The sequence below is a fragment of the Dyella choica genome (genome assembly GCF_003977665.1).
Lineage (GTDB): Bacteria > Pseudomonadota > Gammaproteobacteria > Xanthomonadales > Rhodanobacteraceae > Dyella_B > Dyella_B choica.
On the sequence record NZ_RYYV01000029.1, the window covers coordinates 16,113 to 40,124 of the forward strand.

The following is a 24,012-nucleotide window of genomic DNA, read 5'->3' on the forward strand; positions in this document are numbered from 1 at the left end:
TTTAGGCTTGCAAGTGTAACGCTCGCGTCAAGAGGTGCTTCGATTTTTGGTGTAAAGGGCATCGTCGGTCAGCTTGGTCAAGCACATCCCAGCTCTGTAGCGGTTTCCACAGACTGAGATTGACATGCCAGCCTGCCTGCCAACCGCGGAACATGGATCGGCGCATCCCTGTGCTAGGGTTCCGGGCCTGCCTGCCCCCCCGCCAGTAACCCAACCCCATGATCCGATCCATCAACCGCGATACCCGGCTTTGCATGTCGCTGTCCGGCCGTCCCGGCAACTTCGGTACGCGCTTTCAAAATTTTCTCTACGCAGCGCTGGACCTGAACTACGTGTACAAGGCGTTCACCACGCGCGACTTGCCGGCGGCCATCGGCGGCGTCCGCGCCCTGGGGATCCGAGGTTGCGCTATTTCGATGCCGTTCAAGGAGGCGTGCATGGCGCTGGTCGACAGCATCGACGACTCGGCCGCGGCGATCGCTTCCATCAACACCATCGTCAACGACGATGGCCATCTACGCGCCTACAACACCGATTACATCGCCGTGCGCAGCTTGATCGAAGAGCATGGTCTGGCGACGGATATGCGGCTGGCCCTGCGCGGCAGCGGCGGCATGGCTAAGGCAGTGGCCTGTGCGTTTCGCGATGCAGGCTTCAGGCATGGCCATATCGTGGCGCGGAATGAAGCCACGGGGCGTCAGCTGGCCGAAGTGAGCGGGTTTTCCTGGAGTGCCGATATGGCGGGCCTGCAGGCGGATCTGCTGATCAACGTCACTCCGGTCGGCATGGAAGGGCCCGAAAAAGACCAATTGGCGTTTGAGCGCGTAGCGGTAGAGCGCGCCAGAGCCATCTTCGACGTGGTGGCGCTGCCGTCGGAAACGCCGCTGATCAAGCTGGCGCGGTCGTTGGGCAAGCCGGTGGTGACCGGCGCGGAGGTGATTGTGCTGCAGGCGGTGGAGCAGTTCGTGCTGTATACGGGAGTGCGGCCGGATGATGCATTGATTGCGCAGGCGGCTGCGCATGCGCTGGGGTGACTCGTTCGTCATTCCGGCGAAGGCCGGAATCCAGTTTAGATATGCGTCCGAAGGACACCTTACTTTTTGTGCTGAGTGCTTCGCACGAGGTATTGAAACTGGATTCCGGCCTTCGCCGGAATGACGGTGGGGCGGATTTGGAGCTTGCGGCAAGATCCTCAATCCTCCACCGCCTCTTCATCGCTACTAAGCGATTCGCCCAGCAACTGCTGCGCCTGCTCTCCAGGCAGCGTTTCCACATCGCGCAATTTGCGCTCGATCGCGCGAGTCCGCACGGCCGTGTTGTCGATGTGCTTGCTGGCCTCATCCAGCTTCTTGCGCACCATTTTCAGCACGTCGCCGAATTTGCCGAACTCGTTCTTCACCGCGCCCAGCAACTGCCACACTTCGCTGCTGCGCTGCTGGATTGCCAGCGTGCGGAAGCCCATCTGCAGGCTGTTGAGGATGGCCGAGAGTGTGGTGGGGCCCGCTACAATGATCCGCTGCTCGCGCTGCAGGCTGTCGAACAGGCCAGGGCGGCGGATGATCTCCGCATACAGGCCTTCGGTAGGCAAGAACAGTATGGCGAAATCGGTGGTGGCGGGTGGGGCGATGTATTTGCCGCGGATGCTCTTGGCTTCGTCACGGATGCGGCGTTCCAGCGCGTTTGCGGCGCGTTCCATCGCTTCCGCGTCTGCCTGTTGCTGCGCATCGAGCAAGCGCTCGTAATCCTCGCGCGGAAATTTCGCGTCGATCGGCAGCCACACCTGGCCATCACGATCGCTGCCGGGCAGGCGGATGGCGAATTCCACGCGCTCGTCGGAGCCCGGCGCAGTGGCCACGTTGGCAGCGTATTGCTCCGGCGTGAGCATTTGCTCCAGCAGGGCGGCAAGCTGCATTTCCCCCAGGATGCCGCGCGTCTTCACGTTGCTGAGCACACGCTTGAGATCGCCGACGCCGCTGGCCAGCGACTGCATTTCGCCCAGGCCGCGCTGGACCGCTTCCAGCCGCTCCGAGACCAGCTTGAACGACTGGCCCAGCCGCGTTTCCAGCGTGGCCTGCAGTTTTTCGTCCACCGTGGCGCGCATCTGTTCCAACTTGGCGGCGTTGTCGTGCTGGATGGCGGTGAGCTTGGTTTCCAGCGTGCTGCGCACCTCGCCGAGGCGCTTTTCACTGTCGGCGGCGAGCGTGCCCAGCTGCTGTTTTTGCTGGTCGCCGAGCTGCTTGAGGGTGGCGCCGAGTTCCTCGCGGCCACGGCGCGCTTCTTCGATCAGCCGTTGCGAGAGCGTCTGCAGGCCTGTGTCCGTGCGTTCAGTCAGCGCATCCAGGCGCTGACCGAATTGCACCAGCGCCTGGCTCAGCTCGCTGCGGCCGGCGCGTTGCTCCTGAGCCAGGGCTTCGCGCAGATGGCGGATGTCGTCCTTGAGGCTGTCGAGGCGCGCCTGCAGGCCGGCGTCGCCGCGGCCGCGCAGCAGTACGAGCACCTGTAACACCAGCAGGACAAGCAGCAGGGCCAGCGAAATTTCGATCAGGGGCATGGGCGGTTCCGAGGCTATGGAGACACAGTTTACGCGCAGCCGTATCAATCGCTGAGATTGGCCGGGCAGGGTAGCATTCGCGCGACGCCGTTCATCCAAAGGAATCTGCATGAACCCATCGATCGCGAGGGCAAAGCCGCTGGCTGCGCTGATCGCCCTAATCGGCTGGTTTGGCGTCCTGTTGCAGTTGTACCTGTCGCTACGGCTGACCGGCTCGATGGGCATGAGCACGGCGCAGGGGTTGGCGATCTACCTCGGTTATCTGACCGTGCTCACCAACATCCTGGTCGCGGTGGCCACCAGCTTGCTTCTGCTACCGCCGGCTTCAGCAGGTGGAGGCTTCTTCGCGCGGCCGACGGTGCTTGGCTGGGTGACGGCCAGCATCGCCTTCGTGGGGGTGGCCTATTTCGTGCTGCTGCGGCATGCGTGGAATCCGCAAGGGCTGCAATTGCTGGCGGATGTGCTGATGCACTACGTCGTCCCGATCTTGGTGTTGATTTACAGCACCATCGCGCTGCGGCGTACGAGTTTGCGCTGGACCGCTCCGTTTTGGTGGAGTCTGTATCCGGTGGGCTATTTCGTCTATGCGCTGCTACGCGGTGTATTCATGGGGCGCTACCCGTACCGCTTCATCAATGCATCGGAGCTGGGTTATCCGCTGGTCTTGCGCCACGCCGTAGTGTTGTGGGTGGCGTTTATTGCCTTGTCGTACCTTTTGATGTGGCTATGGCGTAGGCTGGGATGAAATCCCAGCGTTCAATCCACCCGGCAGAACACTGCCTTGAGGTAGCGGCTCTCCGGTACATCGCTGCGCACGGGATGATCCGCGCCGGCTCCGCGCACTTCCAGGATCTGGATCTCGCGTCCGGCATTGAGCGCCACGCGGCGCAGCATTTCCAGGAAATCCGCCTCGCTGACCAGGCCCGTGCACGAGCAGGTCAGCAGCAGGCCGCCAGGCGGAATCACGTCCAGGGCCAGGCGGTTCATCGCGAAATATTTCTTCAGCGCATCGATCACCTTGCTGCGATCACGCGTGAGCTTGGCCGGATCGAGTATCACCGCATCGTAGCGCTCGCCACGCGCCACCGCCTGGCGCAGCCACTCGAAGATGTCGGCCTGCTCGAAGCGGATGGGCAGGGAGTTCGCTTGCGCATTGGCGCGCGCGATATCCAGGATGCCCGCGTCCATGTCCACACCGACTGCTTCGCGCGCGCCGGCGGCCATTGCATGTACGGCGAAGCCGCCGGCATTGCAGCACAGGTCCAGCACGCGCCGGCCGCGCGCGAGCTCGGCAAAGCGGCGGCGATTCTCACGCTGGTCGGCAAAGAACCCGGTCTTGTGGCCGTAGCCCGGCGCGGCGTGAAAGCGCAGGCCATGTTCATGCACTTCCACCGGCGACGGTGCTTCCGCGGCGCGGCAGTCGAAGGATTCCTGCTTTTGCACGTGGCTTTCCGCGAACCAGTACAGCCGCGCGCCGGGAAACTGGCGCAGTAGAGCCGCGTGGATGGCGTCGCGGAATTTCCACATGCCGGCGGCGAAATACTCCACCACCAGGATATCGTCGTAACGGTCCACGATCAGGCCGGAAAGCCCGTCGCCTTCACTGTGCACCACGCGCCATGCGTCAGTCACGCCGTCGAGCTGCAGCAGTTCCCGCCGCAATTGAACGGCTCGGTCGATGCGCGCAGCGATCCACTGCGCATCGATCGCTTCGTGCTCATCGCCGGTGAGCAGGCGCAGGGCAATGCGCGCATGCCCGTTCCAGAAGCCGCGCCCGACGAAGCGATCCTTCGCATCGACGACATCCACCACGCTACCCGGCGGGAGGCGCGATTCAGGTTTGTGCACCTGCGCCGACCATACCCAGGGGTGGCCGGGCAGGCGGTCGGATTTCAGGCGGATAACGGGTAGCGTGGCGGGAGCATTCATCCGCCAATGATAGCGGTTTATGCGAAAGAGCTCAGGCGGCGGCTAACTTGAGCCTGCTGACGCGTTGCAGATTTACGTGTTTCCTGGCCACCCAAAGATCATGGGCGTCCTGCATGGCCAGCCAGCTTTCGGGGGAGCGGCCGATGGCCTTCGATAGGCGCAACGCCATCTCAGGCGTTACCCGGCTGGTACCTTTCAAAACGCGGCTCAATGTCGACGGCGCGACGTCGAGCTTTTCAGCCAGCTCGCGGCCACTGATCCCATTGGGTTCAAGATAGACCTCGTTGATGAACTCGCCGGGATGCGGAGGATTGTACATGGCCATCAGTGATAGTCCTCGTAATCCAGAACGTAGGCATTGCCATTTTGAAATTCGAAGGTCAGCCGCCAATTGCCGCTGACCCAAATTGATCAGCGTCCGCGCATTGCACCTTTGAGCGGATGCAGGCGGTAACTGGCAATATCCATATCTTCAATCGATTGCGCGGTATCCGGCGCAGCCAATTGCATGCGAAGCCGCTTGGCGTGACTTGCCTGGACTCCCGACGTATTGCCGGACTCAAACAGCCTGCGCAGTCCTTTGTGCCGGAATGATTTGATCATCGCGGCGCCATGGTAACGTGTTGCGTACTACGCAACACGTTACCATGGCTGAGGCTGGCTCATCGCAACTTGAGAATCAACCAGGACAACAGCGCCAACAGGTTCAGGCCCAGATGCGGCGCGGAAGGGCCGCCCACGGCCAGCAGCAGGCCCTGGTTGCCGAAATGCCAGGTCAATTCCGGACGCGGCGGCAGATGCAGCACCACGGCCACATTGACGCATGCGCCGCAATAAAAGGCGTAGCTGAAAATCGGCGTGGCGATCAGCGGCAGCTGCAACAGCTGCGAGAGGCTGGAAAAGCGAATGCCGCGCTCGCTGTTTTCCAGCAGCAGCACCCCCGCCACCAGGGTGAAGGCGTACAGCGCAAAAGCGATCAGCTGGATCACGGCCGCATGCAAGGGACCGTATGCCAGCAGGCGCGGCAGCACGGTGGCCATGCCGTAGAAACCTCCGGCCACTTCCAGGATACCGATCAGGCGAAACAGAATTTGACGCATGCAACACCCCAAGGAAAAAACAATTATTCGAGTTCGTCCGCCTGCTCGTGCAGGTCGATGATGTGCTGTTCCCACCAGCGTGGTTCGGCGGCGAACGGAAACGCCGCGGGAAAAGCCGGATCGTGCCAGCGTGCAGCGATCCAGCCGGCATAATGCACTTGCCGCATGGCGCGCAGCGCAGGGATCAGCGCCAATTCCGCGTGATCGAAGTCACGCATCGAGGCATAACCTTCCAGCAGCGCCTCCATCGCGCGTTCGTCATGGGCCAGCATCCACAGGTCCTGCACCGCCGGACCCATGCGCGCATCGTCGAGGTCGACGAAATGCGGGCCTGCATCGGTCCACAGCACATTGCCGGGATGGCAGTCGCCATGCAGGCGCAGCCTGCGTACCGGCCCGACCGCTTCGAGGCGTGCGGCAACCAGGCGATCGATACGCCCGACGACATGGCGGTAGCGATCGTGCAAGCTGGACGGAAACAGCGAGGATGCCAGCACCGACCGCACCGGCTGTGCGATCAAGGTATCGCGATCGACGTTGCCGCGATGGGCGAATGCAGCTCGCGCGCCCACGCTGTGCATGCGCGCAATCAGCCGCCCGAGCCATTCCAGCTGATCGGCCGATTCCAGCGACGGCGCACGTCCGCCATGGCGCGGCGACAAGGCGTAGCGAAAACCATCGTGATGCAGCAGGGTACGCTCCGCGAACACCATCGGAGCCACGACCGGCAATTCGGCCGCGGCCAGTTCCAGCGCAAACGCATGCTCTTCCAGAATCGCCGCGTCGCTCCAGCGTCCGGGGCGATAGAACTTGGCGATTACCGGCCGCGCCTCTTCCAGGCCGACCTGCCAGACGCGGTTTTCGTAGCTGTTCAACGCCAGCAGACGGCCATCCGGCCACAGGCCGCAAGCGGTGATCGCGTCGAGTACCAGGTCCGGCGTGAGGCGGGCGTAAGGTGTTTCGCTGGGCATGCTCAGCGCGAGCCCACCGCCGTCGCCGGCACCACCGCCATGGTCAGGCGCGATATGCACACCAGCTTGCTGTTTTCGTCCTCGATGCGGATTTCCCACACCTGGGTGGAGCGACCGAGGTGCAGCGGGCGCGCGGTGCCCGTTACCGTGCCGCTGGTAACGCCGCGTATGTGGTTGGCATTGATGTCCAGACCGACCGCGCGTTCTTTTTCCGGATCGAGCGTGAGCATGGCTGCGGTGCTGCCGAGCGTTTCGGCCAGCGCGACCGAGGCGCCGCCATGCAGCAGACCATAAGGCTGGTGCGTGCGCTGATCGACCGGCAGGGTGCCCTGCAGCCAATCATCGCCGATGGCGGTCAGGCGGATACCCAGTACCTCCATCAGGGTGCTGCGGCTCCAGCCGTTCAGGCGTTCGAGGCTGGTGTCCTGTTTCCAGATGGCCATGGCGTGTTGAGTTCCGGTGAGAAGCCCGCATTGTCCGCCGACCACCCCAGCGGCGACAATGCGCCTTGTGTTTACCGTAACCCTCACCAACGGGCGCCGTTTCGACGTGCAGCCGGGCGAAACCGTGCTGGAAGCCGCGCAGCGCGCCGGCATCGCCTTGCCGTATTCCTGCCGAGCCGGCGTGTGCGGCAGCTGCAAGGCCACGCTGATCGAGGGCCACTGCCACTATCCGCGCAATCCGCCGGCCGCGCTGGACGCGCGTGATCGCGTGCGGCACGCGGTGTTGCTGTGCCAGGCCGTACCGCTCGACGACCTGCTGGTGCAGGCGCGTGAAGTGACGTCGGTGGAAGATATCGTGCGCCGCCAGTTGGAGGTGCAGGTAAGCCGCAAATGGCTGCTCGCCCCCGATGTGATCGGCCTGCATTTGCAGCCCGCAGCAGGCGATATGCGCCTGAACTGGCTGCCGGGGCAATATCTGGACGTGCTGCTGGACGAAGGGCGCCGCCGTCCGTTTTCCATCGCCAATGGACCGCAGGCGGACGGTACGATCGAATTGCATGTGCGCCATGTGGCCGGTGGCGGATTCACCTCCTGGGTGAGCGAGGCGCTGCAGGAGGGCGACCGGCTGCGCATCGAAGGGCCGCTGGGTACGTTCGTGCCTCGCGAGGACTCGGAACGGCCGATGATCTTCATGGCCGGCGGCACCGGTTTTGCGCCGGTGAAAGCGATCCTCGAGCATTTCCTGGCGCTGGATACGCGCCGTTCGATCGATCTGTATTGGGGGGCGCGCAGCGCCGCGGATCTCTATCTGCGAGCGCATGCCGAGCAATGGGCGGCCATGGCGCATGCTTTGCGCTTCCATGCCGTACTGTCCGATCCGGAACAAGCGCGTCTGACGGGTTTACGCACGGGCCTGGTGCATGAGGCCGTGCTGGAAGACCACCCGGACCTGTCCGGCCACGATGTCTACATGAGCGGACCGCCGGCGATGGTGGATGCCGGACGCAAGCTGTTCGTGGATGCCGGCCTGCCCGAGGATCGCCTGTATTTCGATTCGTTCGAATACGCGCCGGACGTGCTTGCGCAGATTCTTGCGGGGCGGGCCGGTATAGCTGTGGAAGGGTAAGCCTGTAGGCTGGGATGGCAATCCCAGCTTTGCCATGCATCCGGTTTCGCGATGCCGGGATTGACATCCCAGCCTGCCCATTACGCGTCAGTTCTTGCCCTTCGCCACTGGCAACTGTGCCTGTTGCCAGGCGAGCACGCCGCCACCGAGCGTATACACGCGGGTAAAACCGGCCTTGATCAGCCGCTGCGCGGCGCTGTCCGACTGGCGGCCGTCCTTGTCCATCACCACCACCGGCAGCTCGCGCGCCTTGACCAGGTCCTTGTGCTCCGGGTCGAACTGGCTCAGGGCTACGTGCCTGGCGCCTGGGACGTGCATCTTTTCGAAATCGGCGATGGCCGACAGATCGATCAGCAGCGGATTGTCGCGGTTGATCAGCTGGGTGAGGCCGGCCGGGGTCAGCTCCTTGTACTTGCGCAGCAAGACCATGACCTGGGTGACGAGCAGGGCGATCACCAGCCCCACCAACAGCAGGGACAGCGCCAGATGGTTGCTCACGAACTGGGGCAGTTTGTGCAGGAAGTCGTTCATGGGTCCACCGGGTGCAAGGGGCTTGAGGTAAACGGCGGATTATAGGCTAATCGGCGCGAACCTCGTTCCCCTTCGGCTACTGATTGAGATTGGGTATCCCGGTCTCCAGCCACCACTTGTTCTTGTCCGGGTCGTAGCGCCATACCTGATGGTCGACGATGGTGCGCACGGCCTGGGTGTGCAGGTTGGTCAAGCCGATGCTGACCGTCTGGCGCACTTCATTCTCGCCCGCTGGGACGGGGCCGTTACCGTCGTCGTAATCGTTCACCTGCACCTGCTTGAAGTGCGCGCGATCGAGTTCGGTGATGGGGTGGGCTTCGCGCACCTTGGGGTCGACGAACGCCTCGGCCATCTCGAAGCCATCCCAGCGCACTGTGTTCGCGTACGCAATCATGGTGTGGGCGAGCGAGTCGCTACGCCGGTCGGTGGCGCAGCCTGACAGCAACAACACGGTCGACAGCAGGATCGGACCGACGATACGACGCATGGGCATTCCCTCGTTAAGACAGCTCATTCTGCCGCAGCCGTGCGACGCTTCGCCACGAACTGTGCCTCAAGCGTGGCGGCCGGTTTACCCGCTTCGCCGGGCACCTGGCAAACCACGGTGATGCGTGCCCGCTTGCGGGCGGCAAGCGTGGCGAAGAAGGTTTCCCAGCTCGCTCCTTCGGCACACTGCGCCTCGGCCTGGAAGTCACCCCACAGCGGATCGAGGTAGCGCACGGTGGACTCGCCTACGTACACGTCACAATCCTCGCCATGCTGGCGCAGGGCCAGTTCCACCACGCCCCAGCCGGCCAGCGTCATCAGGCTGGCCAGGCTGCCGCCGAAGGCGCAGCCTTTGTCGTTCACGTTCGGCGCCAGCGGACAGTTCAGCACCAGCCGTTTGCCGTCGTAGCTGCCCAGTTCGAGGTCCATGCTGCGGGCGAGGGGAATGCTTTCGCGGATGAAATCCACCAGGGCCAGGGCAGCAGTACGCGGATCGGACGGATTCATCAGGCTTGCAATGCAGGGAGGGGCGCCAAGTGTAGAGGCTACACTCCGCCCCATGCCGCTTCCTCTTCCCTTCAGCAAGCTCGCGGGTTACACCGTGGTCATCACCCGCCCCGCCGGCACCGGTACGTCGCTGGCCAAAAAGGTTCGCGCGCTGGGCGGCACGCCACTGCTGTTGCCTGGCCTTTCCCTGCGCGGCGTTGCCGATCCGCAGCATGCGCGGGCGCAATGGTGCGAAGCCCAGCATGACGAGGTGCTGGTCTTCAGCAGCCCCGCAGCCGTACGTTACGCGCTGCTGCTTGCCCCGTTGAACAGAGAACATGGAACGGTCATCGCTGTGGGCCAGGGCACAGCGCGCGCCCTCCATCGGCACGGCATCGATGCTCAGGTGCCGGCTTCCCGCCAGGATAGTGAAGGCGTGCTATCGCTGCCGCCGTTTCAGCAGCCGCATGGCAAGCGGGTTGCCTTGATCACGGCGCCGGGCGGACGCGGCCTGATGCAACAGCAGCTCGTGCAACGAGGAGCGAAGCTGCGCGAAGTGCACGTGTACCGCCGCGCCGCTTCCAGGTTGAACCGACGCCACCAGGAGGCCGTGCTGCAGCTGCCGGCCACGGCTTGTGTGTTGTTCTCCAGCACCGAGGCCCTGCAAAACCTCAAGGGCCAGCTGCCGGCCGCAGCCTGGGAGCACCTGTGCCAGGCCATCGCCATCGTCAGCAGCGAGCGGATCGAGGAGGCGGCGCAACGGGCCGGATTCCAGCGTATTCATCGGGCCGCGTCGGCCAACCAGGCGGACCTGCTCGCCGCCGCGTGCGAAATCCACTCACGCCCGTAGCGTGTAGGCTGGGATGGCAATCCCAGCATCGGCAAGCCGCCGGAGAGCTGGGATTGCCATCCCAGCCTACCCCGCGAACATGCAGGCGCGGTGATGCCTATGCAGGGTGATTCAGAACTTCCCTGTGCTGTTAGCATGCGCGCATGAGCCAGGAAGATCTCACTCCCGACGTACGCACCACGCCCGGCATGGGCACTTCTGCCGATGCCGCGCGCCGCAGCCGGCCCGCGCCACCGGCCCGTCCTAGTGGCGGTGCCGTCGCTCTGGCTCTGTTGCTGGCCCTGATCGCCATCGTCGGCGTGAGCTACGTGGCCTGGCGACAGTGGCAATTGCTGCATATCAACGCCCAGGCGTTGCGCACTACGGCTACGCTGGAAGAGCGGGTCAACAGCATGGAGCACCAGCTCTCGGGCACGGCCAACCAGGGCAACCTGCTGTTGCAGCGCTTGAACGATGCCGAGCAGGTCAACCGCTCCTTGCGCGAAGAACTGCTGTCGCAAGACCAGCGCATGCGCGATCTGGAAGAAGCCGTCGGCAAGCTCTCCGAAAAGACCTTGTCCGGGCAGGACGCCATGCGCCTGGACGAAGCCGAATCCTTGTTGCGCATGGGCGCCGAACGCTACAGCCTGTTCCATGATGCACGAGGCGCTGCGCAGGCTTTCGCCTTGGCCGGCCAGACCCTGGCCGGCGTGAACGACAACGCTTTCAAGGGCGTACAGCAGAACATCGATGCCGAGCACGAAGCGCTGGTGAAAAGCCAACCGGCCGATCCGCAGCAGGCGCTCGATAGCGTGGCGCAGCTGCGCACCGAGCTTCCCAATCTGCCCTTGAAGCCGCTGGACGAACCGGTGGCGCCGGAAGGCAGCAGCGTGTGGGCACGGATCAAACATGCGCTCTACGGTGTCATCCAGATCAAACGCGACAACGGCGCGCCGGTTGATATCGCCGATGCACGCATTGCACGCGAGCTGGTGGCACTGGACCTCGCACAGACCCAGGCCGCGCTGCTGGCGTGGGACGACGAAGCCGGCAGCGCGGCATTGAAGCGCGCCGATGCAGGGCTTGCCGTGCAGTTCGATGCGCAATCGTCCGCCGTACAGCAGACGCGTCAGCGCATCGCCGCGTTGCTTGCCCAGCTCAAGCCGGCCGCGCCGGTGAGGCTGGGTGCGGCGCTGGCCGAACTGCGCAACCTGCGCGCCGTGCACGCGCTCAAGCCGAACTCCGAAAACGCAGTTGCGCCATCCAACGGGGCCAAACCATGAAGTTGTGGCGCTGGATCCTGGCGTTGGTGATCGTTGCCGCGCTGGCCGCGTTCGGCTGGCATTGGGTGGCGCAGGACCCCGGCTACGTGCTGCTGCGTTTGCGTGGTTACACCGTGCAGACCAGCCTGCTGGCGGCGGTGGTGATCCTATTGCTGGCATGGGCTTTGTTCGGCCTGCTTTGGCGCGCCGCGCGCTGGCCGTTCGGAGCGTTCTCGCGCCGCCATCGCCGCATGAGCCAGCAACGGCTGGCCGATGGCCTGGTCGCCATGATGGAAGGCCGCCATGGCGATGCCGAGCGCGAACTGCATCGCGCGTCTCGCCTCAATACCTTGCGTGGTCCTGCGTTGCTCGCCGCCGCCGAAGCTGCGTCGCGGCGGGGTGAGCATGGCCGTGCGCTGGAAGCATTGAATCAGGCCGCGCAAGTCGCGCCACGCGCAGCCCGTGTACTGCGCGCGCGCGTCTTGCGCCGCGATGGCAAGCCGGGCGAAGCGCTTGCCTTGCTCACGCCGGAAGCCGACAGCGGCAACCTCAGTCCTGGCGGCTGGCGGGAACTGGCGCTGGCGTCACTGGCTGTCGGCGATACCCGTCGCGCACGCAGCGCGCTGGAACCCTTGCAGAAAAGCGGCGTGATGAGCGCCCGCGGCTACGCTGCGCTGGAAACTCGGGTGCTGGTGGCGAGCATCCAGGCCACCGGCGACGGCGCTGTGCTGAATACGCTGTGGTCGCAATTGCCCAAGTCGCAGCGCCGCGCACCGGCGGTGGTTGACGCGTATGCACGCAAGGCGGCGAGCTACGGTCTCGTGCTGCCAGCCATGGACGAAGTGGAATCCGCCTTGCGTCGCGAATGGTCGTCGCAGCTGGTGGAAACTTATGGCGCGCTGGGAGGCGACGATCTCGACGCACGCCTGCGTCGTGCCGAAGGCTGGCTCGATGCGCATCCCAATGACGCCAGCCTGCTGCTGGCCTTGGGGCGGATGTCGGTGCGCCTGGCATTGTGGGCCAAGGCGCGCCCCTATCTTGAGCGCTCACTGGCCCTCTCGCCCAGTGCAAGTGCGTGGGAAAGCCTCGGCGATACCTATATGGGCATGGACGACGCGGCGCTTGCGCAGCGTTGCTATCGCAATGCCATAGCGATGGTGCGTGGAGAAAAGCCGGAGCTGCTGCCTGAAGACAGCATGGTAGGCGGAAGGCTGGATACGCGGCCGATCGCGATCGAAGAGCGCGATGTGCATGGGGTGCCGCGGCTGAAGGGGTGATCGAAAGTCCCCCTTCAAGCGGGTAGGCTGGGATGATAATCCCAGCTTCCATGCGGTATCCGGGTGCTGGGATTGCCATCCCAGCCTACGCACGCCTCAGTGGCATTTCGGCACACCCGCTACAATCCTGCACATGGATGTCTCTCACCTGATCGATTCGCTCAACGATGCGCAGCGCGAAGCCGTCTGTGCACCGCCCGGCCACTACCTGGTCCTCGCCGGCGCCGGTTCTGGGAAAACCCGCGTGCTCACCAACCGCATCGGTTGGCTCAACCAGGTGGAGCGCGTGCCGCCATGGGCGATCCTGGCCGTCACCTTCACCAACAAGGCCGCGGGGGAAATGCGCGCGCGCCTGGACAACCTGATTCCGGGCGGCACGCAGGGCCTCACCGTCGGCACCTTCCACGGCATTGCGCACCGCCTGTTGCGCCGTCATTGGCGCGAAGCCGGTTTGCCGGAGAGCTTCCAGATCCTCGATGCGGACGACCAGCAACGCCTGGTCAAACGTGTGGTCGCCGGCCTCGGCCTGGACGAAGCGCGCTTCCCGCCACGCCAGGCCGCCTGGCAGATCAACAGCTGGAAGGACGAAGGCAAGCGGCCGGAAAACATCGAGCACCACCAGCATCCGGTCACGCGCACATTGGTACAGATCTACCAGGCCTATGAAGACGCCTGCCGCCGCGCCGGCCTGGTGGACTTCGCCGAGCTGCTATTGCGCGCGCACGAGCTATGGCTGAAGCAACCGGCCGTGCTGGAGCATTACCAGCAACGCTGGCGCTATTTGCTGATCGACGAATTCCAGGACACCAATGCCCTGCAGTACGCATGGATCCGCGTGCTGGCCGGTTCCTCCGGCCAGGTGTTCGTGGTGGGCGACGACGACCAGGCCATCTACGGCTGGCGCGGCGCCAAGGTAGAAAACGTGCAGCAATTCCTGCGCGATTTCCCGGGTGCGCGTACGATCAAGCTCGAACAGAACTATCGCTCCACCTCCACCATCCTGAAGGCCGCCAACAGCGTCATCGAACGCAACGGCAATCGGCTCGGCAAGCAATTGTGGACGGCCGGCGAGGAAGGTGAGCGCATCTCGGTATACGCTGCCTACAACGAACAGGACGAGGCGCGCTTCGTGATCGAGCGCATCCGCGAGTACATCGCCGAGCATGGCGATGCGAAGGACTGCGCGATCCTCTACCGCTCCAACGCGCAATCGCGCAATTTCGAAGAACAGCTGATCCAGCACGATGTTCCGTACCGCGTCTACGGCGGCCTGCGCTTTTTCGAGCGTGCGGAAATCAAGGACGCGCTTTCCTATCTGCGCCTCACTGCCAACCGTCACGACGACGCGGCGTTCGAGCGCACGGTAAACACGCCGCCGCGCGGCATCGGCGATCGCACGCTGGACGTGCTGCGCCGGCGCGCGCGCAGCGAACGCCTGTCGATGTGGGAAGCGGCGCTGGGTGAATTGAGCACCGGTACGGAACTGGCAGGGCGCGCGAAGAACGCGGTGAAAAGCTTTTTGGCCATGATCGACGAGATGGCCCGCACTTTTGCGTCCTCCCTGACAACGGAAACTGGCAACGCATTGTCGCTTGCCGAACAGATCGACCACGCCATCGTCCAATCCGGCCTGCGCGACTTCTACGAAAAGGACAGCCGCGGCAATGCCGAGTCGCGCGTGGAGAATCTGGACGAGCTGGTCAACGTCGCCAGCCGTTTCGAGCTCACGCCGGACGACATTGAGGCCAACTTGAGCGAGTTGTCCGCCTTTCTCTCGCATGCCGCGCTGGAAGCCGGCGAAGGCCAGGGCGAGTCCTGGGACAATTGCGTGCAGCTGATGACGCTGCATTCGGCCAAGGGCCTGGAGTTTCCGCTGGTGTTCCTGGTCGGCGTGGAAGAAGGCCTGTTTCCCAGCCAGCGCTCGGTCGAGGATGAAGGGCGCCTGGAAGAAGAGCGTCGTCTCGCCTATGTCGGCATCACACGTGCGCGCCAGCGCCTGATCATCACGCACGCCGAGTCACGCCGCATGCATGGTACCGAGATGCTGTCGCGGCCTTCGCGCTTCCTCGCCGAAATCCCACCGTCGCTGCTCGATGAAGTTCGCCCGCGCGTGCAGGTGAGCCGCCCCCTGTATGCCGGCCGTTTCGCCGAACCGCCGCCGTCGCTGCAGGAAGATCTGCCGGTCAGGCTGGGCCAGCGTGTGAGCCATCCGAGCTTCGGCGAAGGTGTGGTGGTGAGTGCGGAGGGCAGCGGTGCCCATACGCGCCTGCAGGTAAATTTCGAAGGAGCCGGCAGCAAATGGCTGGTGGCGGCTTACGCCAAGCTCACACCGCTGTAAGGATGCCCCAGTGATGAATCAGCGACCCATCCGCGAGTTGCGCCGCGAACTTGGCCTCTTTCAGCAGCAACTGCAGGAAGTCTATCGACAACTGCCCTGGAGCCATCGCCTGCTCAACGGCCTTTCCTTGGCGGTGCAGTCGTTGGCGGCCGCCAGCCTCGGTTACGGCCTGGGCCTGCTGCTGCACACCCAGCAGGCCTTCTGGGGTGCACTGACGGCCATCGCAGTCACCCAGCAGAACTATTTGGACACACGCAAATCCTCGCGCGACCAGGTGCTCGGCGCGGCAACCGGCGCGGCCATTGCGATGATCGCTTCCTACCTGGTGCAGGACAATTACCTCGTCTATGCCATCACCATGGCCATCTCCGTCGTGCTGTGCTGGTGCTTCAACATCGGCAACGCCGGCAGGCTCAGCGCGACCACCGTAACCATCGTGATGCTGGTGCCGCATACCGGTCCGTTCTGGACGATCGCACTGACGCGCCTGGGCGAAGTCACTATCGGTATTGGCAGTGCACTGCTGGTGACCGGAATCGCACATCAATTGGAGAAACTCTGGCCGGGCGAAAACTCGTAGGCTGGGATTGCCATCCCAGCCTACGATCGCCCGCTACTGGTTCCAATCGGTATCCGACAGGCTTGGCCAACCCTGGTCCGTCCACTGCGGCACCCAGTACCTGCCGTTGTCCGAAGCCGGCGTATAGCCGCTTCCCGGCACTACATAGAACGTGTTGTTGCGCCAAATATTGTTGAGGCTGCTTCGCCAGTACCCGTCGCCGTCATAGGCAATGTACAGGGCGCTGTTGCTTGGCATTAGATCGGTTCCGAACACGTTTCCGGTAAACGTGTCGTTGGTGTTGCCATCGCCAAGGCCGCCAAAATCCACGGTGTTGTGCCAACCGGAAAGATAGTTGTTGGTCACGGCCACGTGATCGTAGCCTTGGGTGGCGTACTGCAGCGCGATCCCCTCGTTGTTGGCCTCCGAAACGATGGTGTTGTGGTTGATGGTGAGGTAGCTCACGCTGTCGCCGTCGTTGGACAAAATGCCATCGGTGTGATCGAGATCGCCACCGTCCAGGCGCGCGTCGTGGATGTACGAATCACTGATCGTTACCGGCTGCGTCTGACTGGAAAGGCCGATCTGCGCCGCTGCCGCCAGGCCCCAGAAATCCGAATGGTCGACCGAAAAGGCGCCAGCAGCATAGCCACTGTCCGGCGCTTCGGCCTGGTTGATGCCGTATTCCACGCCCTGTAGGTAGGCCACCGGCAAGCTCTTGATTCCGGACGGCCTGAAAGTCGAGTAAGAGAACCGAATGCGATCGCCATTGGCGTATTGCACGACAGCCTGGCTACCGTCGCCGGCCCCATTGAAAGTCGCCTCGAACAAGCAGCCGATGAACGTAACGTCGGTGGGCGTACCGGGAACCCCCGGCGTGCCTATCACCAATCCATTCGGGAAATGGCAGTAATGGTAGGTCTTGCCGCTTTGAATCGGACCGGAACACTCCTGCCCGTTTATTGGCGTTTCGGAATAGTCCGTGTAGCTTCCCGGATAACCCGGCGCGGCCAGGTAGCCGGTATTGGCCGCGGTCGGCCATCCTGGCGGCGGCTGGGCGACTACCGCGGCGGCTATGCCGCTATAGCCTATGACGCATAGGGGTAACAATCGAGCAATGAGACTTACTGGCCTTGAATACCTGACTTCCATCGTCTGCTCCGTGGTCGGTTGTCGTTAACCGCGCGAAAGACTAGCTACATCAAATGGCTTGAAACGTGACCTGATCGCCTGCCTGAAGGTGGGCCAGGTAATGAAAACGATGCGTCGTGACCCACCTGCCGCCGCTGAGCTTGGCCTTGCTGCCTGCCGTTGCCGTGATGTGAAAATTTACGCGTTCTTTATGCGGCACGCCGTTTTCGCTACCCGCTTCTTATGCGCGGATGCCTAAAGTGCGCAGCTGAAAGGCATAGAGCGACACCCATGGACTTTGTCTACCTACTCTTCGGCTTCGTGCTGGCTGCGGCCACGCTTGGCTTTTTGATGCTCTGTGACCGCCTGGGGCCACGCAGCTGACCGCGCGCGGCGCGGCCAAGACTTCATAACGGAGCGATTCCCATGAACTTCTTCTACGGACTGGCTGCCGCCATCGCGGTGGCTTTGACGGTTTACCTGTGCGTGGCCTTGCTGAAGCCGGAGTGGTTCGAATGACTGCCAACGATTTCCTGCAGATCGGCATCTATCTTGTCGTGCTGCTGTTGCTCGTCAAGCCGATGGGCAGCTACATGGCGCACGTATTTGCCGACGAACCCAACCGGCTCACCCGCGTCGGCGCCGGCTTCGAGCGCCTGCTTTACCGCGTTTCAGGTGTCGAAGCCCATGAGGACATGGGCTGGAAGCGCTATGCGATTGCCATGCTGCTGTTCAACGTGGGCGGCATGGTGCTGGTATACGCCTTTCAGCGCCTGCAAGGGTATCTGCCGCTGAACCCCCAGCACTTCCCGGCGCTGAGCCCGGACCTGTCGATCAACACCGCGATCAGCTTCATCACCAATACCAACTGGCAGGCGTATTCCGGCGAATCGGCGATGAGTTATCTCACGCAGATGGCGGCGCTGGCGGTGCAGAACTTCATGTCTGCGGCGACCGGCATTTGTGTCGCCATCGCCGTCATTCGCGGTTTCGCCCGTAAAACGGTGCAGGGCATCGGTAATTTCTGGGTGGACCTGACACGCACCACGCTGTATGTGCTGCTCCCGATTTCCTTCCTGCTGGCGTTGCTGTTGGTGTCGCAAGGCGTGATCCAGAACTTCAAGGGGTATGTGGACGTGCCGGTGGTGCAAACCAGCGCGTACGCCCAGCCGGTGACCGATGCGGCCGGTAACCCTGTGAAGGATGCTTCCGGCAACGCCGTGACCAAGCCCGCGCAGCTCACTACGGAAACCTTACCGATGGGCCCGGCCGCCTCGCAGATCGCGATCAAGATGCTGGGCACCAACGGCGGTGGCTTCTTCGGTGCGAACTCCGCGCATCCGTATGAGAATCCGACGCCGTTCTCCAATTTCCTGGAAATGCTGGCGATCTTCCTAATTCCCGGGGGCCTGTGCGTCACCTTCGGCGAAATGGTCGGTGACAAGCGGCAGGGCTGGGCGATCCTGGCCACCATGCTGGTGATTTTCATACCGCTGGCGATCGGCGTGACAGCGGCCGAACAAGGCGGCAATCCGGTCCTGCATGCCCTTTCCATTGATCAGCACGCCTCTGCACTGCAGTCGGGCGGCAACATGGAAGGCAAGGAAACACGCTTCGGTGTCGTCGCCAGCAGCCTGTTCACAGCCATTACCACCGCCGCCTCCTGCGGTGCGGTGAACAACATGCACGATTCGCTCACCCCACTCGGCGGCCTGGTGCCGATGTGGCTGATGCAGCTGGGTGAAGTGATCTTCGGCGGTGTGGGTTCGGGCCTGTACGGCATGCTCGCCTTCGCCGTGGTCGCCGTGTTCATCGCCGGCCTGATGGTGGGCCGCACGCCCGAGTACATCGGCAAGAAGATCGAAGCGTACGAGATGAAGATGGCGAGCCTCGCCGTGCTGATTCCCTGCGCGCTGGTGGTGATCTGCACGGCCATCGCGGTGATGACGCCGGCTGCCGTTGCCACGGTAGGCAACCCTGGTGCGCACAGCTTCAGCGAAATGCTCTACACGGTGACGTCCGCGACCAACAACAATGGCAGCGCATTCGGCGGCCTCTCTGCGAACATTCCGTTCTGGAACGTGATGCTGAGCGTGTGCATGTTCTGGGCGCGCTACACGTTGGCGATCGCGATGCTCGCGCTGGCCGGCTCGCTGGCGGCCAAGAAGCATGTTCCCGCTTCGGCCGGCACGCTGCCCACACACACGCCGCTGTTCGTTACCTTGCTCGCCAGCGTTGTGATCGTGGTCGGTGCACTCACCTTCCTGCCCGCGCTGGCGCTCGGCCCGATCGCCGAATTCCTAATGTCGGCCCACTGATCGTAAGGCTATCGATTCCATGACTTCGCATACTCATGCCGTCCGCACGTTCGATCGTGCATTGATCTGGAAGGCCGTTGCGGACGCGTTCCGCAAACTCTCGCCGCGCTTGCAGTTCCGCAACCCGGTGATGTTCGTAGTGTTCGTGTGCAGCGTTCTCACCACGCTGCTGTGGGTCCAGGCCATGGCCGGCCATGGCGAGGCGCCGACCGCCTTCATATTCTGGGTGGCGATCTGGCTGTGGTTTACGCTGCTGTTCGCCAATTTCGCCGAGGCGCTGGCCGAAGGCCGCGGCAAGGCCCAGGCTGAGGCGTTACGCAGCACGCGCAAGGACGTGATCGCCAAGAAGCTGGCGGAGCCCAAGCGTGACGCTGCCATCGTATTCACGCCGTCGAGCGAACTGCGCGCCGGGCACTATGTGCTGGTGGAAGCGAACGAGCAGATTCCCGGCGACGGTGAGGTATTGATCGGAGCAGCCAGCGTGGACGAAAGCGCCATCACGGGCGAATCCGCACCGGTGATCCGTGAAGGCGGCGGCGATCGTAGCGCCGTCACCGGCGGTACCCGCGTACTGTCGGACTGGCTGGTGATCAAGATCACGCAGAATCCGGGCGAGAGCTTCCTCGACCGCATGATCGCCATGGTGGAAGGCGCCTCGCGCCGCAAGACGCCGAACGAGATCGCGCTGACCATCCTGCTGGCCAAGTTCACCCTGATCTTCCTGCTGGCTTGCGCCACGCTGCTGCCTTACTCCATCTATAGCGTGCAGGTTGCCGGCAAGGGCAACCCGATTACGCTGACCGTGCTCGTTGCGCTGCTGGTGTGCCTGATTCCTACCACCATCGGCGCGCTGCTGTCGGCGATCGGTATCGCCGGCATGGACCGCATGATCCGCGCCAACGTGATCGCTACCTCCGGCCGCGCGGTGGAAGCCGCCGGCGACGTGGACGTGCTACTGCTGGACAAGACCGGCACCATTACGCTCGGCAATCGCCAGGCGGTGGCGTTCCATCCCGCCCCGGGCATCGAGGAGCGCACGCTGGCCGACACGGCGCAACTGGCTTCGCTCGCCGATGAAACGCCGGAAGGCCGCAGCGTGGTGGTGTTGGCGAAGGAACGCTTCGGCCTGCGCGAACGTGAACTGTCCACCCTGCATGCGGAATTCGTACCGTTCACCGCCCAAACGCGCATGAGCGGCGTGGATATGGGCGAACGTCGCGTTCGCAAAGGTGCGCTGGATGCGGTGGAACGTTACCTCGATGGCCAGGGGAGCCACTTGCCGCCCGCGGTGAAGCGCATGGCTGAAGACATCGCCCGGCGTGGCGCCACCCCGCTGATCGTCACCGAAGGCGACCGCGCGCTGGGCGTAATCGAACTGAAGGACATCGTGAAGGGCGGCATCAAGGAACGCTTCGCCGAGCTGCGCCGCATGGGCATCAAGACGGTGATGGTGACCGGCGACAACCCGCTTACCGCCGCGGCCATCGCCGCCGAAGCAGGCGTGGACGACTTCCTGGCCGAAGCGACACCGGAAGCCAAGTTGAAGCTCATCCGCCAGATGCAGGCCGAAAGCCGGCTGGTGGCGATGTGCGGCGACGGCACCAATGACGCCCCCGCGCTGGCGCAGGCCGACGTGGCGGTGGCGATGAACACCGGCACGCAGGCGGCGAAGGAAGCCGGCAACATGGTGGACCTGGATTCCAACCCGACCAAGCTGATCGAGGTAGTGGAGATCGGCAAGCAGATGCTGATCACGCGCGGCTCGCTGACCACGTTCTCGATCGCCAACGACGTGGCCAAGTACTTCGCGATCATCCCGGCCGCGTTCGCCACCACTTACCCGGCGCTCAACGCGCTGAACGTGATGAAGCTGTCTACGCCCCAGAGCGCGATCCTGTCGGCGGTGATCTTCAACGCGCTCATCATCATCTTCCTGATTCCCCTGGCGCTGAAGGGCGTAAAGTACCGTCCGCTGGGCGCGGGACACCTGTTGCGCCGAAATCTGCTGGTCTATGGCGTGGGCGGCATCATCGTGCCGTTCATCGGCATCAAGCTGATCGACATGCTGCTCGTCCTGTTTGGTCTCGCCTGAGGAGGCAAAAGCGAACTATGCAAACCGTAAAACTCTCCCTTTGCTTGCCGGATGCCACCCACCCGAACATGCAGGTCCACGTTTGTTCGGAGGAAGCCGACTGTGATGTGGTGATTGAACTGCCGGTACGTGCGAAGGGGAGTGTCACACGGACGCCGGACACACCCCTGTCAGCGCAAGACGAATACGTGCTCGGCGGTTACGCCGGCATCTGAAATCCCATATCGGCGTCGCTTGCTGGGCGATGCCGCCCAGTAACGACTCTTCGAGAGGAAGGTATGTATTACAAGAAGGCTCTAGCCGCAGCGATCCTGCTGGCCGCGGCACCGGTTTTTTCGCAGGCGATGGCGCAGTCCACCAACGTCAGCAGCATGCCTGCAAGCACCAGCCTGCCGGCGTCGCCGGTTGTTGCCGAAAGCGGTGATTGCAGCAAGGGTTTCCTCTCGCGTTTCGCCGCCGCCTACCGCGAAGATGCGCAGCCAGCCGATCCGAATGCGGCCGCACCCAAGCGCCGTGCCATGGATGCGCCGTTCGATTCCCCGCCGTTCCCCGGTTCCGAATGGCAAATGGGCGGCGTACCTGCCCCGATCGGCGTACCGGATACCAATAGCACTTATCCGCTGGAAAAGGCGCTGGGCTGCACCAAGTTCGGCCAGTGGATGCAGCGCAACCGCATCGAGATCTACGGCTGGCTGACGCCGGCACTGAACGCCAGCAGCTCCAGTTTCAGCAACTTCCCGCTTTCGTACAACACGCGTCCGAACCGCGGGGAATTGGACCAGTTCGTCACCAACATCACCCGCGTCGAAGACACCGTGCAGACCGACCACGTCGATTGGGGCTTCAATATCTCCAATCTCTACGGCTACGACTATCACTACACGGTGACCAAGGGCGTATTCAGCAACCAGCTGTTGAATCACCCCGCCCCCAGTCAGCCATCCAACGGCAAGATCTACGGTGACGATCCGATGCTGTTCTACGGTGACATCTACATTCCTTGGGTGGCCGAGGGCATGATCGTGCGCGTGGGCCGCTGGCTTTCGCTGCCGGATATCGAAGCGCAGTTCTCGCCGCAAAACTACCTGATGTCGCACTCGATCCTGTACACGGTCGATCCGTACACGCAGACCGGCATCATGACCACCACGCGACTCAACCAGCAGTGGACATTCCAGATCGGCGTGAATGCCAGCAATGACACGGCGCCCTGGAATCACTCGGCGCGCCCCTCGCTGCAGACCTGCGTGCGTTGGGTGTCGGCCGACAACAACGACATGCTCTACCCCTGTATCAACAACTGGAACAAGTCGGACTACAACTACAACAACGTGCAGATGTACGTGGCCACCTGGGGTCACCGTTTCAATCAGCACCTCCACATGCAGACCGAGGCCTACCGCATGTACGGTCGCAATGTTCCGGGCTTCGGTCCGTACGGCACGCCCGGCGTAGCAGGTTCGTCGTCGCTGCCTGGCACGGCTGGCGCGTTCGGTATCGTCAACTACCTGAACCTCGAAGTGAACACGAACAACATGCTGTCGTTCCGCAACGAGTTCTACAACGACGAAAAGGGCCAGCGCACCGGCTTCGCCACGCGTTACAGCAGCCATACGCTCGGCCTTACCCACTGGGTGTCGCAGGATTTGGAAATCCAGCCGGAAATCCGCTACGAGCGCTCATACGACACCAACGCGTACAACGCGGGCAAGAAGGACTACCAGGTCGTTGCCCTGCTCGACGCGATCATTCACTACTGAGGTAACCGCCATGGGCCGGTTGATTCGCAATGCCGCATCGATGTTGCTGGTGATGACCCTCATCACCGGCATCGCCTACCCGCTGGTGGCCACCGGCGTAGCGCAAGTACTGTTCCCGCACCAGGCCAACGGCAGCCTGATCGAAAGGAACGGCAAGCCGATCGGTTCGGAGCTGATCGGCCAGACCTTCGACGACCCCAGGTATTTCTGGGGTCGTCCTTCGGCCACCACGCCGCAGCCGTACAACGGCACGGGGTCGAACGGCTCCAACCTGGGCCCGGCCAACACCGCATTGCGCGATGCCGTGCAGCAACGCATCGACTCCTTGCGCAAGGCCGATCCGGGCAATGCCGCGCCGGTGCCGGCGGATCTGGTGACGGCGTCGGGCAGCGGGCTGGATCCGGAAATCAGCCCGGCAGCGGCGCAGTATCAGGTGGCGCGTGTAGCGCGCGTACGGCATCTGGACATCGCCCTGGTTCAGCAGTTGGTGGCGAAGTACACGCAAGGGCGGCAGCTCGGCTTGCTGGGCGAGCCACGGGTGAATGTATTGCAGTTGAATCTGGCGTTGGATGGAGTGCAAAACAAATAGCAAGCTTCATTCTCGCCAATATTCTGCTCCCTCCCCTACGTGTAGTAGTGGAGGGTTGGGGTGGGGTGAAGCAACCTCGCCGTGAGTTCAAACATTGCCGCAAGCTCGTGCAACCCCACCCCAGCCCTCCCCTGCAATGCACTTGATTAGCGTCGAGTCTCAGTAGGGTTTCGAAGATCCCGCTCCGGCAAGGGGCGGGATCGGAGTAAGCCGGCAGCCAGGTCTGCGAGCATC

25 protein-coding genes are annotated in these 24,012 nt (G+C 63.3%); 14 read left to right on the plus strand and 11 right to left on the minus strand.

From position 1 onward, the window contains the following. The first annotated feature begins 218 nt into the window (after positions 1-218). Complete coding sequence (locus tag EKH80_RS21720; protein ID WP_126686897.1) at positions 219-1,034, plus strand: shikimate 5-dehydrogenase; 816 nt, start codon at positions 219-221, stop codon at positions 1,032-1,034. 158 nt (positions 1,035-1,192) lie between these two features. Here the strand turns inward: EKH80_RS21720 and EKH80_RS21725 are convergent, their stop codons facing one another. Further along, on the minus strand, positions 1,193-2,551 hold the full coding sequence (locus tag EKH80_RS21725; protein ID WP_126686898.1) for a DNA recombination protein RmuC: 1,359 nt from the start codon (positions 2,549-2,551) through the stop codon (positions 1,193-1,195). A 109-nt stretch (positions 2,552-2,660) separates the two neighbouring features. Here EKH80_RS21725 and EKH80_RS21730 point away from each other — a divergent pair, with 109 nt between their 5' ends. Continuing rightward, a complete protein-coding gene (locus EKH80_RS21730) occupies positions 2,661-3,296 on the plus strand; it encodes a Pr6Pr family membrane protein (RefSeq protein WP_126686899.1) in 636 nt (211 codons plus the stop codon). Between the two features lie 11 nt (positions 3,297-3,307). Here EKH80_RS21730 and EKH80_RS21735 read toward each other — a convergent pair whose 3' ends face one another. The 6 genes from EKH80_RS21735 to EKH80_RS21760 all read right to left on the minus strand — a co-directional run bounded on the left by EKH80_RS21735 (position 3,308) and on the right by EKH80_RS21760 (position 6,994). After that, the gene (locus EKH80_RS21735) at positions 3,308-4,480 is read right to left on the minus strand and encodes a class I SAM-dependent rRNA methyltransferase (protein WP_126686900.1); all 1,173 of its coding nucleotides are present in this window, start codon (positions 4,478-4,480) and stop codon (positions 3,308-3,310) included. 31 nt (positions 4,481-4,511) lie between these two features. Beyond that, positions 4,512-4,805, minus strand: a complete 294-nt coding sequence (locus tag EKH80_RS21740; protein WP_126686901.1) for a HigA family addiction module antitoxin — start codon at positions 4,803-4,805, stop codon at positions 4,512-4,514. Positions 4,806-4,891: 86 nt separating this feature from the next. After that, positions 4,892-5,083 carry a type II toxin-antitoxin system RelE/ParE family toxin gene (locus EKH80_RS21745; protein WP_425481171.1) on the minus strand — a complete coding sequence of 64 codons (192 nt, stop codon included), beginning with the start codon at positions 5,081-5,083 and terminating at the stop codon, positions 4,892-4,894. Between the two features lie 59 nt (positions 5,084-5,142). Continuing rightward, entirely contained in the window at positions 5,143-5,580 is a 438-nt protein-coding gene (locus EKH80_RS21750; protein WP_126686902.1) for a hypothetical protein, read from the minus strand. 23 nt (positions 5,581-5,603) lie between these two features. Next, a complete protein-coding gene (locus EKH80_RS21755) occupies positions 5,604-6,551 on the minus strand; it encodes a serine/threonine protein kinase (RefSeq protein WP_126686921.1) in 948 nt (315 codons plus the stop codon). Positions 6,552-6,553: 2 nt separating this feature from the next. After that, positions 6,554-6,994, minus strand: coding sequence for a hotdog fold thioesterase (locus EKH80_RS21760; RefSeq protein ID WP_126686903.1), 441 nt, complete (start codon positions 6,992-6,994; stop codon positions 6,554-6,556). Between the two features lie 58 nt (positions 6,995-7,052). Between EKH80_RS21760 and EKH80_RS21765 the strand changes: the two genes are divergently transcribed. Continuing rightward, on the plus strand, positions 7,053-8,120 hold the full coding sequence (locus EKH80_RS21765) for a 2Fe-2S iron-sulfur cluster-binding protein (RefSeq protein WP_126686904.1): 1,068 nt from the start codon (positions 7,053-7,055) through the stop codon (positions 8,118-8,120). Positions 8,121-8,207: 87 nt separating this feature from the next. On the opposite strand, the gene EKH80_RS21770 is transcribed toward EKH80_RS21765, so the two are convergent. The 3 genes from EKH80_RS21770 to EKH80_RS21780 form a co-directional block, all read right to left on the minus strand. Continuing rightward, a complete protein-coding gene (locus EKH80_RS21770; RefSeq protein ID WP_126686905.1) occupies positions 8,208-8,651 on the minus strand; it encodes a rhodanese-like domain-containing protein in 444 nt (147 codons plus the stop codon). 76 nt (positions 8,652-8,727) lie between these two features. Continuing rightward, complete coding sequence (locus tag EKH80_RS21775) at positions 8,728-9,138, minus strand: hypothetical protein (protein WP_126686906.1); 411 nt, start codon at positions 9,136-9,138, stop codon at positions 8,728-8,730. Between the two features lie 23 nt (positions 9,139-9,161). After that, entirely contained in the window at positions 9,162-9,644 is a 483-nt protein-coding gene (locus tag EKH80_RS21780; RefSeq protein WP_126686907.1) for a YiiD C-terminal domain-containing protein, read from the minus strand. Positions 9,645-9,696: 52 nt separating this feature from the next. Here EKH80_RS21780 and EKH80_RS21785 point away from each other — a divergent pair, with 52 nt between their 5' ends. The 5 genes from EKH80_RS21785 to EKH80_RS21805 all read left to right on the plus strand — a co-directional run bounded on the left by EKH80_RS21785 (position 9,697) and on the right by EKH80_RS21805 (position 15,909). Beyond that, positions 9,697-10,473, plus strand: coding sequence for a uroporphyrinogen-III synthase (locus tag EKH80_RS21785; protein WP_126686908.1), 777 nt, complete (start codon positions 9,697-9,699; stop codon positions 10,471-10,473). Positions 10,474-10,616: 143 nt separating this feature from the next. Next, positions 10,617-11,735, plus strand: coding sequence for a uroporphyrinogen-III C-methyltransferase (locus EKH80_RS21790; protein WP_126686909.1), 1,119 nt, complete (start codon positions 10,617-10,619; stop codon positions 11,733-11,735). Continuing rightward, positions 11,732-12,991, plus strand: coding sequence for a heme biosynthesis HemY N-terminal domain-containing protein (locus EKH80_RS21795; protein ID WP_126686910.1), 1,260 nt, complete (start codon positions 11,732-11,734; stop codon positions 12,989-12,991). Before EKH80_RS21790 ends, EKH80_RS21795 begins: the two co-directional genes overlap by 4 nt. 133 nt (positions 12,992-13,124) lie before the next feature. Next, a complete protein-coding gene (gene uvrD, locus EKH80_RS21800) occupies positions 13,125-15,329 on the plus strand; it encodes a DNA helicase II (RefSeq protein WP_126686911.1) in 2,205 nt (734 codons plus the stop codon). Positions 15,330-15,342: 13 nt separating this feature from the next. Continuing rightward, positions 15,343-15,909 carry an FUSC family protein gene (locus EKH80_RS21805; RefSeq protein ID WP_126686912.1) on the plus strand — a complete coding sequence of 189 codons (567 nt, stop codon included), beginning with the start codon at positions 15,343-15,345 and terminating at the stop codon, positions 15,907-15,909. Between the two features lie 33 nt (positions 15,910-15,942). Here the strand turns inward: EKH80_RS21805 and EKH80_RS21810 are convergent, their stop codons facing one another. Further along, a complete protein-coding gene (locus tag EKH80_RS21810; protein WP_126686913.1) occupies positions 15,943-17,040 on the minus strand; it encodes a hypothetical protein in 1,098 nt (365 codons plus the stop codon). Between the two features lie 405 nt (positions 17,041-17,445). On the opposite strand from EKH80_RS21810, the gene kdpF reads away from it, so the two are divergent. The 6 genes from kdpF to kdpC all read left to right on the plus strand — a co-directional run bounded on the left by kdpF (position 17,446) and on the right by kdpC (position 23,778). Next, complete coding sequence (kdpF, locus tag EKH80_RS21815; RefSeq protein ID WP_115479695.1) at positions 17,446-17,538, plus strand: K(+)-transporting ATPase subunit F; 93 nt, start codon at positions 17,446-17,448, stop codon at positions 17,536-17,538. Then, a complete protein-coding gene (gene kdpA / locus EKH80_RS21820; protein ID WP_126686914.1) occupies positions 17,535-19,337 on the plus strand; it encodes a potassium-transporting ATPase subunit KdpA in 1,803 nt (600 codons plus the stop codon). The genes kdpF and kdpA overlap by 4 nt, the downstream gene beginning before the upstream one ends. 19 nt (positions 19,338-19,356) lie before the next feature. After that, positions 19,357-21,429, plus strand: a complete 2,073-nt coding sequence (kdpB, locus tag EKH80_RS21825) for a potassium-transporting ATPase subunit KdpB (RefSeq protein WP_126686915.1) — start codon at positions 19,357-19,359, stop codon at positions 21,427-21,429. 17 nt (positions 21,430-21,446) lie between these two features. Beyond that, complete coding sequence (locus EKH80_RS21830; protein ID WP_126686916.1) at positions 21,447-21,644, plus strand: hypothetical protein; 198 nt, start codon at positions 21,447-21,449, stop codon at positions 21,642-21,644. A gap of 63 nt (positions 21,645-21,707) precedes the next feature. Beyond that, positions 21,708-23,189, plus strand: coding sequence for an outer membrane beta-barrel protein (locus tag EKH80_RS21835; RefSeq protein WP_126686917.1), 1,482 nt, complete (start codon positions 21,708-21,710; stop codon positions 23,187-23,189). A 10-nt stretch (positions 23,190-23,199) separates the two neighbouring features. Next, positions 23,200-23,778 (plus strand): potassium-transporting ATPase subunit KdpC, encoded by a 579-nt coding sequence (gene kdpC, locus EKH80_RS21840; RefSeq protein WP_126686918.1) that lies wholly within the window; start codon positions 23,200-23,202, stop codon positions 23,776-23,778. The last annotated feature ends 234 nt before the right edge of the window (positions 23,779-24,012 follow it).

Bases quoted from the DNA above. Each gene is read 5' to 3' on its own strand.
- EKH80_RS21720 (WP_126686897.1), top strand. From the start codon at position 219: ATGATCCGATCCATCAACCGCGATACCCGGCTTTGCATGTCGCTGTCC.
- EKH80_RS21725 (WP_126686898.1), bottom strand. From the start codon at position 2,551: ATGCCCCTGATCGAAATTTCGCTGGCCCTGCTGCTTGTCCTGCTGGTG.
- EKH80_RS21730 (WP_126686899.1), top strand. From the start codon at position 2,661: ATGAACCCATCGATCGCGAGGGCAAAGCCGCTGGCTGCGCTGATCGCC.
- EKH80_RS21735 (WP_126686900.1), bottom strand. From the start codon at position 4,480: ATGAATGCTCCCGCCACGCTACCCGTTATCCGCCTGAAATCCGACCGC.
- EKH80_RS21740 (WP_126686901.1), bottom strand. From the start codon at position 4,805: ATGGCCATGTACAATCCTCCGCATCCCGGCGAGTTCATCAACGAGGTC.
- EKH80_RS21745 (WP_425481171.1), bottom strand. From the start codon at position 5,083: ATGATCAAATCATTCCGGCACAAAGGACTGCGCAGGCTGTTTGAGTCC.
- EKH80_RS21750 (WP_126686902.1), bottom strand. From the start codon at position 5,580: ATGCGTCAAATTCTGTTTCGCCTGATCGGTATCCTGGAAGTGGCCGGA.
- EKH80_RS21755 (WP_126686921.1), bottom strand. From the start codon at position 6,551: ATGCCCAGCGAAACACCTTACGCCCGCCTCACGCCGGACCTGGTACTC.
- EKH80_RS21760 (WP_126686903.1), bottom strand. From the start codon at position 6,994: ATGGCCATCTGGAAACAGGACACCAGCCTCGAACGCCTGAACGGCTGG.
- EKH80_RS21765 (WP_126686904.1), top strand. From the start codon at position 7,053: ATGCGCCTTGTGTTTACCGTAACCCTCACCAACGGGCGCCGTTTCGAC.
- EKH80_RS21770 (WP_126686905.1), bottom strand. From the start codon at position 8,651: ATGAACGACTTCCTGCACAAACTGCCCCAGTTCGTGAGCAACCATCTG.
- EKH80_RS21775 (WP_126686906.1), bottom strand. From the start codon at position 9,138: ATGCGTCGTATCGTCGGTCCGATCCTGCTGTCGACCGTGTTGTTGCTG.
- EKH80_RS21780 (WP_126686907.1), bottom strand. From the start codon at position 9,644: ATGAATCCGTCCGATCCGCGTACTGCTGCCCTGGCCCTGGTGGATTTC.
- EKH80_RS21785 (WP_126686908.1), top strand. From the start codon at position 9,697: ATGCCGCTTCCTCTTCCCTTCAGCAAGCTCGCGGGTTACACCGTGGTC.
- EKH80_RS21790 (WP_126686909.1), top strand. From the start codon at position 10,617: ATGAGCCAGGAAGATCTCACTCCCGACGTACGCACCACGCCCGGCATG.
- EKH80_RS21795 (WP_126686910.1), top strand. From the start codon at position 11,732: ATGAAGTTGTGGCGCTGGATCCTGGCGTTGGTGATCGTTGCCGCGCTG.
- uvrD (WP_126686911.1), top strand. From the start codon at position 13,125: ATGGATGTCTCTCACCTGATCGATTCGCTCAACGATGCGCAGCGCGAA.
- EKH80_RS21805 (WP_126686912.1), top strand. From the start codon at position 15,343: ATGAATCAGCGACCCATCCGCGAGTTGCGCCGCGAACTTGGCCTCTTT.
- EKH80_RS21810 (WP_126686913.1), bottom strand. From the start codon at position 17,040: ATGGAAGTCAGGTATTCAAGGCCAGTAAGTCTCATTGCTCGATTGTTA.
- kdpF (WP_115479695.1), top strand. From the start codon at position 17,446: ATGAACTTCTTCTACGGACTGGCTGCCGCCATCGCGGTGGCTTTGACG.
- kdpA (WP_126686914.1), top strand. From the start codon at position 17,535: ATGACTGCCAACGATTTCCTGCAGATCGGCATCTATCTTGTCGTGCTG.
- kdpB (WP_126686915.1), top strand. From the start codon at position 19,357: ATGACTTCGCATACTCATGCCGTCCGCACGTTCGATCGTGCATTGATC.
- EKH80_RS21830 (WP_126686916.1), top strand. From the start codon at position 21,447: ATGCAAACCGTAAAACTCTCCCTTTGCTTGCCGGATGCCACCCACCCG.
- EKH80_RS21835 (WP_126686917.1), top strand. From the start codon at position 21,708: ATGTATTACAAGAAGGCTCTAGCCGCAGCGATCCTGCTGGCCGCGGCA.
- kdpC (WP_126686918.1), top strand. From the start codon at position 23,200: ATGGGCCGGTTGATTCGCAATGCCGCATCGATGTTGCTGGTGATGACC.